The organism is Capnocytophaga felis (assembly GCF_009684755.1).
GTDB lineage: Bacteria > Bacteroidota > Bacteroidia > Flavobacteriales > Flavobacteriaceae > Capnocytophaga > Capnocytophaga felis.
In genome coordinates this window covers 17,240-34,098 of sequence record NZ_BLBC01000009.1, presented here as the reverse complement: position 1 = coordinate 34,098, position 16,859 = coordinate 17,240, and the positions used below count along the sequence as shown (strand labels likewise).

14 protein-coding genes are annotated in these 16,859 nt (G+C 34.7%); 4 read left to right on the top strand and 10 right to left on the bottom strand.

Features of this window, described 5'->3' with window-relative positions:
- Positions 1 to 35 precede the first annotated feature (35 nt).
- Positions 36 to 629: a DUF3109 family protein gene (locus tag GN105_RS07875; protein ID WP_155284868.1), complete on the top strand. Its 594-nt coding sequence runs from the start codon at positions 36 to 38 to the stop codon at positions 627 to 629.
- Between the two features lie 6 nt (positions 630 to 635).
- Here the strand turns inward: GN105_RS07875 and rimM are convergent, their stop codons facing one another.
- The gene (rimM, locus tag GN105_RS07870; RefSeq protein ID WP_155284867.1) at positions 636 to 1,163 is read right to left on the bottom strand and encodes a ribosome maturation factor RimM; all 528 of its coding nucleotides are present in this window, start codon (positions 1,161 to 1,163) and stop codon (positions 636 to 638) included.
- 1 nt (position 1,164) lies between these two features.
- Entirely contained in the window at positions 1,165 to 1,689 is a 525-nt protein-coding gene (locus GN105_RS07865) for a 30S ribosomal protein S16 (RefSeq protein ID WP_155284866.1), read from the bottom strand.
- 344 nt (positions 1,690 to 2,033) lie between these two features.
- Between GN105_RS07865 and GN105_RS07860 the strand changes: the two genes are divergently transcribed.
- Both GN105_RS07860 and cydB read left to right on the top strand, forming a co-directional pair.
- Positions 2,034 to 3,374 carry a cytochrome ubiquinol oxidase subunit I gene (locus GN105_RS07860; RefSeq protein WP_155284865.1) on the top strand — a complete coding sequence of 447 codons (1,341 nt, stop codon included), beginning with the start codon at positions 2,034 to 2,036 and terminating at the stop codon, positions 3,372 to 3,374.
- Between the two features lie 6 nt (positions 3,375 to 3,380).
- Positions 3,381 to 4,457: a cytochrome d ubiquinol oxidase subunit II gene (gene cydB, locus GN105_RS07855; RefSeq protein WP_155284864.1), complete on the top strand. Its 1,077-nt coding sequence runs from the start codon at positions 3,381 to 3,383 to the stop codon at positions 4,455 to 4,457.
- Between the two features lie 81 nt (positions 4,458 to 4,538).
- Here the strand turns inward: cydB and GN105_RS07850 are convergent, their stop codons facing one another.
- Complete coding sequence (locus GN105_RS07850) at positions 4,539 to 6,641, bottom strand: M3 family metallopeptidase (protein ID WP_155284863.1); 2,103 nt, start codon at positions 6,639 to 6,641, stop codon at positions 4,539 to 4,541.
- Positions 6,642 to 6,794: 153 nt separating this feature from the next.
- On the opposite strand from GN105_RS07850, the gene GN105_RS07845 reads away from it, so the two are divergent.
- The gene (locus GN105_RS07845; protein WP_155284862.1) at positions 6,795 to 8,075 is read left to right on the top strand and encodes a replication-associated recombination protein A; all 1,281 of its coding nucleotides are present in this window, start codon (positions 6,795 to 6,797) and stop codon (positions 8,073 to 8,075) included.
- Positions 8,076 to 8,101: 26 nt separating this feature from the next.
- On the opposite strand, the gene GN105_RS07840 is transcribed toward GN105_RS07845, so the two are convergent.
- The 7 genes from GN105_RS07840 to gldF form a co-directional block, all read right to left on the bottom strand.
- Positions 8,102 to 8,302 (bottom strand): hypothetical protein, encoded by a 201-nt coding sequence (locus tag GN105_RS07840; protein WP_155284861.1) that lies wholly within the window; start codon positions 8,300 to 8,302, stop codon positions 8,102 to 8,104.
- A gap of 2 nt (positions 8,303 to 8,304) precedes the next feature.
- Positions 8,305 to 9,081 carry a nucleoside triphosphate pyrophosphohydrolase gene (mazG, locus tag GN105_RS07835; protein ID WP_155284860.1) on the bottom strand — a complete coding sequence of 259 codons (777 nt, stop codon included), beginning with the start codon at positions 9,079 to 9,081 and terminating at the stop codon, positions 8,305 to 8,307.
- A 147-nt stretch (positions 9,082 to 9,228) separates the two neighbouring features.
- On the bottom strand, positions 9,229 to 10,011 hold the full coding sequence (locus tag GN105_RS07830) for a zinc ribbon domain-containing protein (protein WP_155284859.1): 783 nt from the start codon (positions 10,009 to 10,011) through the stop codon (positions 9,229 to 9,231).
- Between the two features lie 2 nt (positions 10,012 to 10,013).
- Complete coding sequence (locus GN105_RS07825; RefSeq protein ID WP_155284858.1) at positions 10,014 to 11,111, bottom strand: Nif3-like dinuclear metal center hexameric protein; 1,098 nt, start codon at positions 11,109 to 11,111, stop codon at positions 10,014 to 10,016.
- A 170-nt stretch (positions 11,112 to 11,281) separates the two neighbouring features.
- The gene (gene secDF, locus GN105_RS07820) at positions 11,282 to 14,245 is read right to left on the bottom strand and encodes a protein translocase subunit SecDF (protein WP_155284857.1); all 2,964 of its coding nucleotides are present in this window, start codon (positions 14,243 to 14,245) and stop codon (positions 11,282 to 11,284) included.
- Positions 14,246 to 14,419: 174 nt separating this feature from the next.
- On the bottom strand, positions 14,420 to 16,102 hold the full coding sequence (gene gldG / locus GN105_RS07815; protein ID WP_155284856.1) for a gliding motility-associated ABC transporter substrate-binding protein GldG: 1,683 nt from the start codon (positions 16,100 to 16,102) through the stop codon (positions 14,420 to 14,422).
- Positions 16,099 to 16,818, bottom strand: coding sequence for a gliding motility-associated ABC transporter permease subunit GldF (gene gldF, locus GN105_RS07810; RefSeq protein ID WP_155284855.1), 720 nt, complete (start codon positions 16,816 to 16,818; stop codon positions 16,099 to 16,101). The genes gldG and gldF overlap by 4 nt, the downstream gene beginning before the upstream one ends.
- Positions 16,819 to 16,859 lie beyond the last annotated feature (41 nt).

Below are 16,859 nucleotides of genomic sequence, written 5' to 3'. Positions count from 1 at the left end.
CTTTTGCACTCCAAATTATTTTTGTAAATTAGAAAATGATACAAATCGGTGAAACCATAATCTCTGAAGATATTATTGAGAATGATTTTGTTTGTAATCTAAATGCTTGTGCAGGAGCTTGTTGTATAGAAGGCGATGCAGGGGCACCTGTGGAGGAAGGTGAACTCAAAATATTGGAAAAAGTTTACGATAAAGTAGCTCCATATCTCACTAAAAAGGGAGTGCAATCAATTGAAAAACAAGGAGTTTATATAAAAGGTGAAGATGGAGAATGGGAAACGCCTCTCATTGATGGAGGAGAATGTGCTTACGTAATCCGAAATGAGAAGGGATGGGCTTTATGTGCCATAGAACAGGCTTATAATGATGGTAAAATTGACTGGAAGAAGCCAATTTCTTGCCATTTGTATCCGATTCGTTTACAGGAATATACCTCTTTTACGGCGGTAAATTACAACCGTTGGCAAATTTGTGATGATGCTTGCAGTTTGGGAAAAGAACTTCAAATTCCTGTGTATAAGTTTGTAAAAGAGGCTCTTATCCGAAAATTTGGGGAGGAATGGTACAAAGAACTGGAACTAATTGCAGAGCATTTAAAAGCAGAAACTAAAAAGACAAAAAGAAAATAAAAACCATTAATTAAGGTACAAATCAATTAAGCCTTCAGGAGTTTTTACAATTATTTTTTTGTTTTCTCTGTCTACTTTCTCAATAAATTCATCATTCATTGGAATGAGAATTTCTTTATCATTGTTTTCTACTTCAAACAAAGCCTGTGAGGTACTGTCATTTACACCAATAATTTTCCCGACATAACCGTATTCAATATCCTCCATCGTAAATCCGATAATTTCGTGATAATAGAATTTATTTCCGGTTAGTTTTGGAAGAAAGGAGAGCGGTAAGTAAAGTTTGTTTTTTAATAAAGCATCAGCATCTGATTCATTTTCAACGTCTTCAAACTTAATCCGCAATAGGTCAGATTTGTGTAAGGAACATTTTTCAACAAAAAAAGGAACCAGATTATTACCTAAGGCAATAAATACTGATTCCAAATTTTCGTACAATTCGGGGTCGTCAGAGTCTAATTTTACCAAAACTTCCCCTTTAAAACTGAATTTTGATACAATTGTTCCTACATAAAAACAATCTTTCAAAGTCATATTAAGCTTCAGTTTCGTTGTTTTCTTCGTTTGCTGCTACCTCTGCATCAGCAACTTCTTCTGTTGCCTCAACAGCTTTTGCTGCAGCTGCATTTTTGCGTTTTTCATTGACTTCTTTTTCAGCCGCCAATGCATTTGCTTTTGCAGAAGCTTTGTCTTTTGCTAATTTTTCCTCTTTTGAAGAAATTTTTCCAGCTTTTTCTTCTAACCAAGCATTGAATTTAGCTTCAGCTTGCTCCATAGTTAAAGCTCCTTTAGCAACACCACCCAAAAGGTGATATTTTAACAAAACACCTTTGTAAGAAAGAATTCTGCGAGCTGTTTCCGTAGGTTGAGCTCCGTTTTTTAACCATTTCACTGCTGCGTCAACGTTTAATTCAATTTGAGCAGGATTTGAAACAGGGTTGTAAGTTCCTATTTTTTCAAGGAATTTACCATCTCTTTTTGCACGAGAATCAGCTGCAACCACCCAGTAGAATGGTTTACCTTTTTTTCCGTGTCTTTGTAATCTGATTTTTACTGGCATAAGTATTTAATTTGTGAGGTTCACGACCTCGATTATTAATTCAGGGTGCAAATATATATCTATTTTTTGAAATAGAAGCAGAATTGAATGAAAATATTTCTATAAAGTATAGTTATTTGAAAATCAAAGTAAAAATACTTCCTTATTTCGTTGAATAGTAATATATTTGTATGAAGAGTATTTGTTTCATTTTGAATGTTATTAGCCATAGAATAAAAAATTTCAGAAAAATAGTATCTTCTAAGGTTCTGTATTAAAAGTTTATTTTTAGAAGAATATTATTTAGAATTATTAAATTTTAATTGTAACTTTGCACACATTTTAAAATTTAAATTTTCGTTTTTATGGAAGATATGATTTTGTACAATCGATTGCAGTTTGCTTTCACAATCACCTTTCATTATTTGTTTCCGCAATTAACAATGGGACTTTCATTGATGATTGTTTATTTCAAATGGAAGTTTCTCAAAACCAATGATGTATCTTATAATGATGCAGCGAAATTTTGGATGAAAATATTTGCGTTGAACTTTGCAATGGGAGTGGTTACAGGTATTCCGATGGAGTTTCAGTTTGGAACGAATTGGGCAAAATTCTCTGAGCTTACAGGTGGAATTATCGGGCAAACGCTGGCAATGGAAGGAATGTTTTCTTTCTTTTTGGAATCTTCTTTTTTAGGAATGTTCCTCTTTGGTGAGAAGTTGCTTGGGCATAGGCTTCATTTTCTCGCCGGATTTTTGGTCTTTTTAGGGTCTTGGGCAAGCGGATTTCTCATAATAGCAACACATTCGTGGATGCAACATCCGGTAGGCTACGAAATTCTTGCTAACGGAAAATTTGTATTGAACAATTTTTCTGCATTGTTTGACAATCCTTGGCTGTGGCCTTCATATTTGCACAATCAAGCAGGGTCGCTCGTTACCAGTTCTTTTTTCGTGACGGCAGTTGGGGCTTTTTATCTGCTGAATAACAAACATAGCGAATATGGAAAATTATTTGTTAAAAATGGAGTTATTTTCGGGGTTATTTCGGCTGTTTTGGTTGCTTTCCCTACAGGAGATTTAGCAGCTAAAAATGTTGCAAAATATCAACCGGTTACCTTTGCAGGGATGGAAGGTATTTTTGAAACCGAGAAAGCGGGTGCAGAAATTATCCTCATCGGGCAACCTGATATGCAAAACAAGAAAATTGATAATAAAATAGCTGTTCCTAATGTACTTAGCTTTTTAACGCATCATCGTTGGGATGCCGAAATAAAAGGTTTGAATGATTTTGACCCATCACTTCACCCAACAAATGTTCCCGGTTTATATTATGCTTATCACATTATGGTTGGATTGGGAACTATTTTTATTGGGATAATGGCTTTTGCTGCTTTTTTACTTTGGAAGAAACGACTTTTTCATACAAGGTGGTTGCTTTGGGCTTTGATGATGTTACTTCCATTTCCGTATATAGCCAACACGGCTGGTTGGTACACTGCTGAACTTGGCAGACAGCCTTGGCTTGTTTATAATTTAATGAGAACTACGGAAGGAGTTTCGCCTACGGTTTCCTCTGGAAATACCTTGTTTACATTCCTCGGATTTGTAGGACTTTACCTGCTTTTGGGCTTACTTTTTCTCCTTTTAGTGTTCAAGATTGTTAACAAAGGACCTGAAACAAAAATTCAGCTAAATAACTAAAAAAATATGGAATTATTCTGGTATATTGTTTTGATGTTTATGTTAGGAATGTATGTCATTCTTGACGGATATGATTTTGGAGCAGGAATTGTGCATTTATTCTTTGCTAAAACAGAGGAAGAAAAGACGGCAGTAACCAAATCAATCGGACCTTTTTGGGACGCTAATGAAGTTTGGCTGATAGCTGGCGGAGGAGTGTTGTTTTTTGCTTTTCCAACTTTATATGCCTCTTCGTTTAGTGGATTTTACTTGCCTTTGATGATGGTTTTATGGTTGCTGATTTTCAGGGCTGTGGGCTTAGAATTACGAGGGCAGTTTCATAATTCATTATGGGAAGGATTTTGGGATAAAGCCTTCGGGATTGCGAGCTTGTTGTTGGCACTTTTCTTTGGGGCGGCATTAGGAAACGTTGTTCGAGGAGTAAATTTGGGAATGGTTGAAAATGGAGTTTCTACTCAGGAGTCACATTATTTTTTCCTTGCTTTGTGGAACCCAACTTTTGATCCTCTTGCTCACCAACAAGGTGTAATTGATTGGTTTACATTGCTTATGGGGATTTTGGCTGTGGTAACTTTAACGATTCACGGAGCAAACTGGGTGATTTTAAAAACATCTTCATCGCTTAATGAACGCTTGAGAATTATCATTTTCCGGCTGAATTTTGTTTTGTTATTTTTGGTGATTATTTCAATAATGTCGTGGCAATATGTGCGTCCTGTACCTTTTCATAATTTTAAGGAACATTTGTGGTTATGGATTTTTCCGATAATAGCTGCAGTAGGATTATTAGGTCAGTTTCGCATTCGGATGTTTAAAAAAGATAGCACTGGTTTTATGTTTTCAACCTTGTTCATTTTTGGAAGTTTTGCAACTAGCGTAGCATCATTATTCCCGAATTTATTGCCTTCCACTAATGAAGTAAATCCTTCACTAACAATTTATAACACAGCGGCTAATGATTATGGATTGAGCGTGGGGCTGAATTGGTTTATTATTGCAGCCATATTGGTAGTTGCTTATTTTGTTATTCAATTCAGAGTTTTTAAAGGGAAACTAGACAACATAGATTACGGAGGACATTGATAATAAGTATTTTAAAAAGAAAACAGCCGATGAGTTTTAATGACCTATCGGCTGTTTTTCTGTAAAAAAAAATATTAATTTTTATTTTAATCCTCTGGCTTTGAGTAATGATTCAATAGAAGGTTCTTTTCCACGGAAGTCCAAATACATTTTTTCGTAATCCAATGTATTCCCACGAGAAAGAATCATATCTCTGAAACGTTGTCCGTTAGTGCGTGTCAAACCTCCATTTTCATTAAACCAAGCATACGCATCGTGACTAAGCATTTCTGTCCATTGATATGAATAGTATCCAGCCCCGTATCCTCCTCCAAAAATATGAGCAAAATATGAAGAACGATAACGTGGAGGAACTTCATCTAACAACAATCCTGTTTTTTTCAAAGCTTCTTTTTCGAAAGCGGTTACATCATCAATTTTAGTATCTGCTGAGATAGTATGCCATTGTAAATCTAAGTTTGCAGCAGCTAAAACTTCTGTAAATGAATATCCTTGGTTAAAAGTACTTGCATTTTTGATTTTTTGAACTAAAGATTGCGGAATGGCTTCTTTTGTTTGATAATGAAAAGCATAATTACTTAAAATATCAGGATGTAAAGCCCAATTTTCGTGGAATTGTGAAGGTAATTCAACAAAATCGCGAGCTACGGAGGTTCCTGAGAGCGAAGCATACTGCTGATTTGCAAAAAATCCGTGCAAAGCGTGACCGAATTCGTGATAAAGTGTCGTTAATTCATCAAATGAGAGTAGGGCAGGAGCTCCATTAGCAGGCTTTGGATAATTGCAAACGTTGTAAATTACAGGTTTTTTGCCTAATAGTTTGGATTGTTCAACAAAATTTCCCATCCAAGCTCCACCGCGTTTGCTTTCGCGAGCAAAGAAATCACCATAGAATAGCCCTAATTTAGTTCCATCTTCTTCAAATAGTTCATATACAACAACATCAGGATGATAAACAGGAATATCTTTTCGTTCTTTGAAAGTAATTCCGTATAGCTTTGTTGCAGCATAAAAAACTCCATTTTCTAAAGCGTTTTTCAACTCAAAATAAGGTTTAATTTCATTTTCATCTAAGTCATATTTTGCTTTACGAACTTGCTCTGCGTAAAAATTCCAGTCGTATGGGGCAAGTTTGAAATCACTACCCGTAGCTTTAATTTGAGCTTGAATTTCCTTAGTTTCGTTTTTTGCTCTCCCAACAGAAGCAGGAACTAAGTCCTTGAAAAACTGATAGATATTTTCAGGAGTTTTAACCATTGTTTGTTGCAGAGCCCATTCAGCATAATTTTTAAATCCTAACAAAGCGGCTTTTTTAGCACGAAGTAAAGCAATTTTTTTAATCACTTCATTGGTGTTGTGTTTTCCGCCGTCAGTTCTGTTCCACGCAGATTCAAAAATTTGTTTGCGAGTTTCTCTATTTTTCAAATCTACAAGTAAAGGTTGTTGTGTGGTGTTGAACGTAGGAACTTTCCATTTTCCTTCTGTTTCAAGTCCTTTCAAGGTTTCTTCACTTAATCCTTCAAGGACTTTTTTGTCCGTAAATACTTGGGAAGCAGCTAAATTTCCTTCCAATAATGTTTGGTTGAACTCAGTTTGTAAAGACGCTAATTCCGAGTTGTATTCTTTTAAAGTTTCTTTATCTGCCGAAGATAGATTTGCACCTGAAATTATGAAATTTTCATAATAATGTTCCAATAATTTTTTAGATTCGGCATCTAAACTTAAATTTTCACGTTTTTCGTAGAGATTTTTCACTCTCTCAAAAAGTTTGTCATTCAGATATATAGCATCAGAATGAGCGGCAAATTTAGGCGATAATTCCTTTTGAATATTTTTAATAGTGTCATTGGTTTGTGCAGAAGCCAAAGCTCCAAAAACTCGACTGGCTCGGCTAAATTCTTCTCCACTTTTTTCCAAAGCTACTATCGTATTTTCAAAGGTTGGTGCTTCTGTATTTTCAGCAATGGCTTTAATGCGTTCTGCTTGTAATTCCATTCCTTTTAACAATGCAGGGCGAAAATGTTCGTCTTTAATTTTTGAAAAATCGGGAGCAAAATACTCTAACTTGCTTTCAATTAATAATGGGTTTTCTTCCATAGTTTCATTTTTAACTGACTGATTTTGATTACAACTAACTAAGGAAAATACCAAAGCCGTTGAGGTTAAAAAATTAGAATGTTTCATAGATATAATCATTTATGATAAATTAGTTGCGAAAGATAGGAGTTTATTTTTGAAAAAACAAAAAGTGAAGCATCATAAAATTATCGCCTTCCGATGAGGTTGAAACATAATTGATGAAAAGTTTCATATCTTTGCGAAAATATATTTTTGAAAATGAACACACCTTTGGCAGAGCGTATGCGTCCGCAGAATTTAGCATCGTATGTGGGACAAGAACATTTGGTAGGTAAAAATGGCTCTTTACGGAAGCAAATTGAAAGTGGTTTGCTTCCTTCGCTTATATTTTGGGGACCTCCCGGCACTGGAAAAACAACCCTTGCTAATATTATAGCTCAGCAAAGTAATCGTTCTTTTTTTACGTTAAGTGCCATTAGTTCAGGTATTAAGGAAGTTCGTGAAGTTATAGAGCAATCAAAGCAAACTGGAGGTTTGTTTTCTGCTAAAAATCCGATTGTGTTTATTGATGAAATTCATCGATTTAATAAAACTCAGCAAGATTCGCTACTGCAAGCTGTTGAAAAAGGGTGGATTACACTCATTGGTGCGACTACCGAAAATCCAAGTTTTGAAGTAATTCCGGCTTTGCTTTCGCGTTGTCAAGTGTATGTTTTGAATGCTTTTGACCGAAATGATTTGGAAAAACTATTGAAAAACGCCATTGAGAAAGATTCTATTTTGAAATCCAAAAATATAAAACTTACTGAAACAGAAGCTCTTTTGCAACTTTCTGGAGGTGATGGAAGAAAATTACTCAACACATTTGAATTAATTGTAAATTCCTCTTCTGAAGATGAAATTATTGAAATAACAAATGCAAAAGTATTTCAGATTGTTCAAAAAAATACGGTTCTTTATGACAAAACTGGCGAACAACATTATGATATTGTTTCGGCGTTTATTAAATCCATTCGAGGAAGTGACCCCAACGGAGCGGTTTATTGGCTTGCCCGAATGATTGAAGGCGGTGAAGATGTGAAGTTTATCGCCAGACGTATGCTCATTTTAGCTTCAGAAGATATCGGAAATGCAAACCCTACGGCACTCATTTTGGCGAATAATACTTTTCAGGCTGTAACAACGATTGGCTATCCTGAGGCAAGGATAATTCTCAGTCAATGTGCTACTTACTTAGCTTCTTCGCCTAAAAGTAATGCGTCTTATATGGCAATAAATAAGGCACAACAAACAGTGAAACAGACAGGGGATTTATCCGTTCCGATTCATTTGCGTAATGCTCCCACCAAACTTATGAAAGAGCTGAATTATGGGAAGGATTACAAATATTCACACGATTACGAAAATAATTTCGCTTTTCAGGATTTTTTGCCGGAAGAATTGCAAGGAGAAAAATTCTATGAACCGGGGAATAATCAGCGAGAAAACGCAATGCGTGCTTACTTAAAAAATTTGTGGAAGGAAAGGTATGATTACTGATTTTCAGTATTTTACTTCTTGTCTATTTATTTTGAAATATCTGTAAGAGAAGCTAAAATTTCTCTGTACTCTTCAAAACGATGTTCGCGAACAGGACGGACGTAAGGCTCTGTATGAAAATAGAGTAACAGACACGGGCTTATGTCTTTGTATTTTTCAACAAATTCATATTTTACCAATTCACCATTTTTGATACGTTGTTTTATTTTATTGTGATATGGATACATTTTTAATCTTCTTTTTTGGCTTCTTGCCAGAAATTTTCCATTTCTTCTAAGGTCATATTTTTTAATGATTTGCCTTGCTCCTCTGCTTTTTTTTCTAAATACTGGAATCGTTTGATGAATTTTTTATTTGTTTTTTCCAAAGCGTCTTCAGGATTAATTTTCAGAAATCTCGCATAATTTATCAAACTAAAAAGCACATCACCGAATTCTTTTTCAATGTTTTCCTTGTTTTTGGAGGTTATTTCGTGGTGAAGTTCATCAATTTCTTCTTTTATTTTTTCAAAAACACCTTCTTTTGAATCCCAATCAAAGCCTACTCCGGCAGCTTTATCTTGTATGCGTGAGGCTTTTACCAACGCTGGCAAACTCTTGGGAACTCCTTCCAAAACGCTTTTTTTCCCTTCTTTGAGTTTGATTTTTTCCCAATTTCGTTTTACATCTTCCTCATTTTCAACTTTTACGTTTCCGTAAATATGTGGATGCCGTTCGATGAGTTTATCACAAACCGAATTAGATACATCAGCAATATCAAAATCATTCGTTTCGCTACCAATTTTTGCATAAAATACAATGTGAAGCAATAAATCGCCTAATTCTTTTTTAATTTCTTGTAAGTTATTATCTAAAATGGCATCGCCTAATTCGTAAGTTTCTTCAATGGTTAGATGGCGAAGTGACTGCAAGGTTTGCTTTTTGTCCCACGGACATTTTTCTCGTAAATCATCCATTATATTAAGCAGACGCTCAAAGGCTTGTAGTTGTTGTTCTCGGGAATTCATCAGAAATTTACAAGTTTTAAGATTTTTAAAATAAGTAGTCAGAAATTGTATTGTTCTTCAAAATTTGTTATATGAAAAATGGAAATTTGAAAATGCGAATTAGTGCTTAATTTTCAAATTTCCAAATCCAAATTATTTTGTTTTCTTTTATTTTATGCTGTTGAAAAGAGCTTCCATTTTTTCTCTTTCTTCCTCAGCAAGAGCCGAATCTACCAGAATGCGTCCGCTGTGTTCATCGGTAATGATTTTTTTACGAGCAGCTATTTCCATTTGCACTTGTGGCGGAATGGTAAAAAACGAACCTCCTGAAGCTCCACGCTCCACAGGAACAACTGCCAAGCGGTTTACCACACTTCCACGAATTCTGCGGTAGGCATTCAACAAACGCTCTTCAATTTGCTCGGCGTATTCCTCTGCCTTTTCTCTAAGGAAAGTTTCTTCTTTTTCAGTTTCTGCCAAGATAGAATCTAATTCTTCTTTTTTGTGTTTGAGGTGAGCCTCACGTTGCGTTTTTTTCTCTTCAACTTGTTTGATGGCTTCCTTTTTTTGTTCAACTTGAGCTTTTCCTTCTTTGATTCGTTTTTCAGCTAACTGAATTTCAAGTTCTTGGAACTCAATTTCTTTTGTAATGGAGTTATATTCTCGATTATTGCGTACATTTTTCTGTTGTGTGTTGTACTTTTTAATCAAGATTTTGGCTTCTTCTATAATATTTTTCTTTTCGGCAATTCCGGACTGTAAATGTTCCAATTCTTCTTTGAATTTGGATAAGCGGTTTTTAAGTCCTTCAACTTCATCTTCAAGGTCAGAAACCTCTAACGGAAGTTCGCCTCGCACGTTTTGCAATTCGTCAATTTGTGAGTCAATAAGTTGTAAATCATACAACATTCTCAACTTTTCTTCTACTGTAAATTCAGCTTTCTTTGTCATATCTACTGGTAATACTTGATAGGATTTGTGTTTATGTCCGATAAAACGACGGCAAAGTTAGGAAATTTTTTTGTAAGATAATCATATAAAAGCATTTTTGTGAATTGCTCGCTTTCAAAATGACCAATATCGGCAAGTAAAATCTGATTTTCGGCTTTAAAAAAATCGTGATATTTGAAATCTGCACTTACAAATGCATCGGCTTTAGCTGCTTTGGCAACGTCAATGGCAAAAGCTCCACTTCCTCCCAATACAGCAATTTTTTTGATTTCTTTCCCTATAAAAGCAGAATGTCGGATGCAATCGGTTTGCATTTTTGTTTTCAAATAGTTCAAGAAATCGTCTTCACTTATCGCATTTTCAAGTTCGCCAATCATTCCCATTCCTATATGTTGATGAGTATTTTCCAAAACATAAACTTCATAGGCGACCTCTTCATAAGGATGATTTTCTTTCAAGGCTTTTAATACTTTACTTTCAAGATGTTTAGGGAAAATAACATTAATTTGTGTTTCATTTTCAGTGTGTAACAGATTTTTCTCACCAATAGTTGGGTTGGAATTATCGTTGCCTTTAAATGTTCCGTATCCTTCCAAATTGAAGCTACAATCGCTATAATTGCCAATTTCTCCGGCTCCCGATTCAAACAAAACTTTTCGTAAGGATTCGGCATCTTTGTGAGGAACGTATGTTACAAGTTTGCGAATCGTGTGTTTTTGAGGAATTAAAATGGTTCTGTTTTTAAGTTCCAAAGTATCACATATTGCTGAATTGACTCCTAAAAACATATTATCTAAGGCTGTATGCATACTGTAAATAGCAATATCATTTTTGATAGCTTTCATAACAACACGTTCTACATAGTTTTTGCCTGTGAAGCTTTTCATTCCGCCGAAAATAATAGGGTGGAAGCTAACAATGAGATTACATTGTTTTTCAATAGCTTCATCAACAACTTGTTCAAGAGTGTCAAGTGTTACTAAAACTTTACTTACCTCCATTTCAGGATTACCAACAAGCAAACCTACATTATCAAAATCTTCCGCGTATGATAATGGACTTAATTGCTCTATCTTTTGTGTAATGTCTTTTACTTTCATAAAATAGAAATGAATTATTGGTGATTGGATTTTCTTTTAGACGTATTTGTATTTCCTTTTCTTTAATATAGAAGAAAAATTCATTTATTTCATTATGGATTGGGGTATGTTTTTGTAAAAAAAGCTACTCAAATTAACGAGTAGCTTTTTCCCTTTAAAAACAATTATTACTATGAGTGTGATTCTTCCTCTTTTTGAGATTTTCTGTCTAAAGTATCATAAAGCATTGGAGCGGCGATAAATATAGATGAGTATGTACCAACAACCACACCTACAATCATAGCGAACATAAAGCCTCTTAGCGTTTCTCCACCAAAAATAAAGATGGTTACCAGTACCGCCAATGTAGTAAGTGAAGTATTCAAAGTACGGCTTAAGGTATTGTTCAATGCTGTATTTATTTTTTCTTTAGTCCAGTTTGGTTCGTGCATATACTCACGAATTCGGTCATAAATAATTACAGTATCGTTCAAAGAATATCCTACAACTGTTAAAATCGCAGCGATGAATGCTTGGTCAATTTCCATATTGAAAGGCATAAAGCTGTAAGTCAAGGAGAAAATTCCCAATACTAAAATAACATCGTGAACTGAAGGTATCACAGTTCCCAAAGAGAATTGCCATCTTCTGAATCGAATTAAAATGTAGAAAGCAATCACTACCAAAGCTCCAAGTACAGACCAAACAGCATTACTTTTGATGTCTTCTGCAATTGTAGGACCTACTTTCATTGATTGGACAATTCCTAAGGTATCTTCTGCTGAAGCTCCTACAAAATCTTCATAAGAATATCCTTCTGGTAAGAATTTTTGTAATCCTTTGTAAAGTAATTCTTGGATTTCGTTATCTACAGCAGTGCTTTCTTCTTCCACTTTGTATTTAGTAGCAACTTTAATTTGGTTTGAAGCTCCAAAGGTTTTTACTTCAGCATTTCCGATGAGCGGCTGCAATTCTTTAGAAATTTCCGCAGGAACTACGGGATGCTCAAAACGAATCTGATATGTCCTACCTCCCACAAAATCAATGCCTTGGTTTAATCCTTTGGTGGCTAAAGAAACAATACTTATCAAAATAGCTACTGCAGAAATAATATAACCTACTTTGCGTTTTCCGATGAAATCAATATTAACGTTTTTCAGTATGTTTTTAGTAAGATTGGTTGAGAAAGTTAAATTGTGTTTCTTTTCAACGCTGTAATCTACCAATAAACGTGTTATGAAAATTGCTGTAAACAAGGTAGTTGCGATACCAATAAGCAAAGTAGTTGCGAATCCTTGAATAGGTCCACTACCAAAAGCCAATAAGATAAGTGCTGTTAATCCAGTTGTAATGTTGGCATCTAAGATTGATGAAAGGGCATTGCCAAAACCGTCGGAAACGGCTTGTGAAACACCTTTACCTCTGTCTAATTCCTCTTTAACACGCTCAAATATAAGTACATTAGCATCAATTGCCATACCAATAGTAAGCACAATCCCCGCAATACCCGGTAAGGTTAGTACCGCATTGATACTTGCCAACACACCAAATACAAGTAAAATGTTGAACAACAATGCAATATCAGCATAGATACCAGCTCTTCCATAATAGAAAATCATCCAAGCAAAAATGATAATTGCTGCAATCAAGAATGAATTCATACCACTGTCAATAGCTTCTTGCCCGAGTGATGGTCCAACTACTTCTGACTGAACAATATCAGCTCCTGCTGGTAATTTACCTGCTCTAAGCACGTTAGCTAAGTCAATGGCTTCATTTAAGGTAAAGGTTCCTGTAATTTCTGAACGTCCGCCAGAGATAGCTCCATTAGTTACGCCCGGTGCAGAGTACACGATATCGTCCAAAACAATAGCAATATTTCCTTGCTCTTTAAATGCTTTATCTGTAAGGCTTTCCCAAATTCTGGCTCCTTTTCCGTCCATTTGCATTGAAACGGCAGGCTGATTTCTTACGTCAAAAGATTGAGCCGCATCTGTAATTACGTTTCCAGTTAAGGCAGCTACATTATCACGATTACCTTTTAAAGCATACATTTCTACTAAATCTGAATCTTTTGAAGGTTTACCCCAAACGAATTTAGCAAATTGAAGATTAGCAGGTAATAGCCTTTTTGCATCTGCAGATTTTAAGTAATCATTAACCTTAGCTGTATCTTTCAAACTTACAGCGAAAAGCACAGGTGAGCCTTCGTAAGTAGGTACAGGTTTTAATAAATCAAACAAAGGATTAACCTGTTTGGCTTGCTCTGTTGAATCTTTTTTTATGTCTGTAAGAAGCGAATCAATTGTACTTGTAGTAGATTCATTAACAGCTTCTTGTGGTTTTATTGTTGATTTGAAGTGTTCGTTTACAGCACTTATGTAAGGAAGAACATCTGTATTTTTGAAAGTTTCCCAAAACTCTAACTGAGCTGTACTTTGCAAAAGCGATTTGATACGTGTAACATCCTTAGCCCCAGGTAATTCGATTAAGATACGACCTGAAGAACCTAAACGCTGAATGTTTGGTTGTGAAACACCGAATTTATCAATACGTTTACGTAACACTTCAAAAGCTGATGTTACAGACTCATCAACTTTTCTTTTGATGATAGGACGAACTTCACTATCAGACATTTGGAAGTTGATTTCTTCACTTAACGTTTTGTTAGCAAAAACGTCAGGTGAAGCTAATTTACCTCCATTTTTTTCGTACGATTCAAAGAACAAATCCAAGTATGTACGGTCTGTTTTTCGTAATAATTCATCGGCTTCTGCTAATGATTTGTTAAAAATGGGGTCTTTTGTATTATTAGCAAGACCTTTTAATATGTCTTTTACAGAGATTTGTAGTATTACGTTAATCCCCCCTTTCAAGTCCAAACCTCTGTTTAACTCTTTGTCTTTTACCTTTGCATAGGTGTATTTGGTAACTCCGATGTTATATACATCTTGCCCCAACATAGAGTCTAAGTACTGAGATTCAACTCTTTCTCGTTTCGAAACGTAATTACTCTCTGTGTTTGACACTTTCGCCTCGGCAAATGCCTTGGCTTTGTTCTCCACCCTATTTGCCACATACGTAAATGAAAGCTGAAAGATGCTTACAAGTCCGAATAAAAGTGCAAATAGTTTAATAAGTCCCTTGTTTTGCATTTTTTAAAATTAATTACTTATTCTTTTTTTCTTCAATCGGCAAATATATACAATTTAAGTAATATATAACACTTTATGTTTGTTAAATTTTTAAGTTTTTTTATACAGAAGATTTTTTGGAAATATTTTAAAAAATTAACACTCTAAATTTACCGATGATTTCAACTAAAAGAACTATTTCTTTAAGATGTTTACTTTTTTGTAGTAAATTCGAACGATTATAGTTACCAAAAGAAACAACAAAAGTGGATAAACAATATTTTTAATTTTCCAAGATTTCTGATTTTCAGCAACTTTTTCTCTATCCAAAAAGGCTAATTGCACCTTTTTATTTCTCAAAATTAGGAAATTTGTATCATCTAACAAGTAGTTAAGTGCATTTTGCAAGAATGCTTTGTTGTCATAAAATTGATTTGTCCACTTATCAAATCCTAATTCTAAAGGAATATTGTCGCCAATATCATTTTTAATAATATCACCATCGGAAACGACAATCATTTTAGTTGGTTTGCTTAGTTCTGTGTTGGTTTTCAGATCGATAGGACGAATTCTGTTTTTATAAACTGAAATAAATTCTCCTTCCAAAAGTACAGCCGCAGGAATATTGCCGGTTTTATAAGCATTTTTATCTAATTTGTTCACATCAATTTTGAGGCTGACTTCTCTTGGTGTGCCATCGGCTTTTGAAAAAGGAGAACTTGACAGCAGAACGGTTTTTTTAATTCCGTTTTTGAGCGTATCAATACTATTGGCAAATTGCAATCTTGTTGCGTCTAAGTGGCTGTTAATTAAGTGATTATTTTTTGATAAAACCATAGGGTTATATACCCACGGAATAGGCATATAACGGGTTTGGCTACCTTCTCCGGTTGCAATTACAATTTGTGATGAATACAAATCGTTGATAATCGTGTAATTAATCCGAAAGCCATATTGAAAAAACAAGTCTGTAAGGTTCAGATTTACAGGCATTGCCATTGTTGTTCCTGAGGGATTGTACAAATCGCTAATGTCAATTTTTACATTATCGATGAGCCACAGTACACGTCCGCCTTTCATTACAAATTGGTCAATAACTTGCTTTTGGGGGTCAGAAAAAGGTTCGGTAGGTTTGGCAACTATCAGTAAATCAAACTCATTGAGGTCTTTTAATGTTTTTTCTGCATTTGTACTTACAGAATCCAGAGTAAAAGGAGCAATGCGATAATATCCTTGAACAGATTTCAGAAAATCAGCCATATAGATATCCTCCAAAGTGCCATTGCTTTTTAACATTGCAATTTTTTTCTTCTTTTTTAAAGTTAGTTTGTGGAGGGCATCTGTTAAGCCATATTCTAATCGTTGTACCGAATTTTGAACACGTTCTTGGTCGTTTGCACCCAATTTGTTTACAAAAAGAGCTACTTTTTCCGATTTTTGTCCGTTATTTACAATTGCCCAAGGGAAAATGTATTCAACTGAGGATTTTCCTGCTTCGTTTTGAGATATTTGTAACGGATTTAACCCAAAATTAATTAATTCTTGCAGAGCTTTCTCCGTATTTTCTTCGCCTTCTAACGGATTTACGAAATTGAATTGAATATTATTGTTAAAAGCTGAATATTCTTCCAAAAGTTGCAAAGTTTCGGTTTGCAATTTTTTAAATTCTGTCGGGATATTTCCTTTTAAAAGAACGTCAATCACTACGGGTTCGTGGATTTTTAACAATATTTTTTGTGTTGTCTCAGAAAGTGTATAGCGTTTATCTTTTGTTAAATCCCAACGGGTATGCCATTTTCCGGCAAGAAAATTAACGAAAAGTAATACTAAAAAAGCAATAACAGCCCTCAATCCAATTTTATTTAAAAGAACTTTCATAATTTGTAACTTTTTAAAGATAAGGTTGTTATGTATAAGAAGAATGCGATGACGGAAAGAAAATAAATTATATTTCTGCTGTCAATCACGCCACGGCTGATAGTATCAAAATGCGACTGAAATCCAATTTTTGAAAGATTTTCAGGAAAAATTAATTCTACGATTTGGTCTAATCCAAAAAAGAAAAAAAAGCATAGGAAAGCCGCCAACACAAACGAAATAATTTGGTTGTTACTTACCGATGAAGCCCATAATCCTACTGAGGCAAAGGAAGCAATGAGCAGAAAAAGAGCGATATATGACCCAATTGTACCTGCAATATCTAAATTTCCGACAGGGTTGCCTAAAATCCACACCATATATATATATATCACAGAGGGAATAAGTATGATAAAAAGCAGAAATAGAATTCCGAAATATTTTCCAAGCACAATTTGCAAGGTACTCACGGGCTTTGTGAATAGAAGTGTAAGCATTCCGCTACGTTTTTCTTCAGAGATGGAACGCATTGTAAGGGCTGGAACTAAAAATACAAAAATCCACGATGAAATCTTAAAAAATGGAAGCAAATCAGCAAAATTACTGTTGAAAATGTTGTATTCCGTTTTCAGAATCCATAAAAATAATCCGTTTAGTATAATAAATAACCCAATGACGGTAAAACCGATAGGGGAAGTAAAAAAGTAACGTATCTCTTTTTTGAATAATGCGTACATTTTAAATCAATTTTTAAAAATGAAGGCTTTATATTGTGAAT

Bases quoted from the DNA above. Each gene is read 5' to 3' on its own strand.
- gldF (WP_155284855.1), bottom strand. From the start codon at position 16,818: ATGTACGCATTATTCAAAAAAGAGATACGTTACTTTTTTACTTCCCCT.
- gldG (WP_155284856.1), bottom strand. From the start codon at position 16,102: ATGAAAGTTCTTTTAAATAAAATTGGATTGAGGGCTGTTATTGCTTTT.
- GN105_RS07845 (WP_155284862.1), top strand. From the start codon at position 6,795: ATGAACACACCTTTGGCAGAGCGTATGCGTCCGCAGAATTTAGCATCG.
- GN105_RS07840 (WP_155284861.1), bottom strand. From the start codon at position 8,302: ATGTATCCATATCACAATAAAATAAAACAACGTATCAAAAATGGTGAA.
- GN105_RS07865 (WP_155284866.1), bottom strand. From the start codon at position 1,689: ATGCCAGTAAAAATCAGATTACAAAGACACGGAAAAAAAGGTAAACCA.
- GN105_RS07825 (WP_155284858.1), bottom strand. From the start codon at position 11,111: ATGAAAGTAAAAGACATTACACAAAAGATAGAGCAATTAAGTCCATTA.
- GN105_RS07875 (WP_155284868.1), top strand. From the start codon at position 36: ATGATACAAATCGGTGAAACCATAATCTCTGAAGATATTATTGAGAAT.
- cydB (WP_155284864.1), top strand. From the start codon at position 3,381: ATGGAATTATTCTGGTATATTGTTTTGATGTTTATGTTAGGAATGTAT.
- mazG (WP_155284860.1), bottom strand. From the start codon at position 9,081: ATGAATTCCCGAGAACAACAACTACAAGCCTTTGAGCGTCTGCTTAAT.
- rimM (WP_155284867.1), bottom strand. From the start codon at position 1,163: ATGACTTTGAAAGATTGTTTTTATGTAGGAACAATTGTATCAAAATTC.
- GN105_RS07850 (WP_155284863.1), bottom strand. From the start codon at position 6,641: ATGAAACATTCTAATTTTTTAACCTCAACGGCTTTGGTATTTTCCTTA.
- GN105_RS07860 (WP_155284865.1), top strand. From the start codon at position 2,034: ATGGAAGATATGATTTTGTACAATCGATTGCAGTTTGCTTTCACAATC.
- GN105_RS07830 (WP_155284859.1), bottom strand. From the start codon at position 10,011: ATGACAAAGAAAGCTGAATTTACAGTAGAAGAAAAGTTGAGAATGTTG.
- secDF (WP_155284857.1), bottom strand. From the start codon at position 14,245: ATGCAAAACAAGGGACTTATTAAACTATTTGCACTTTTATTCGGACTT.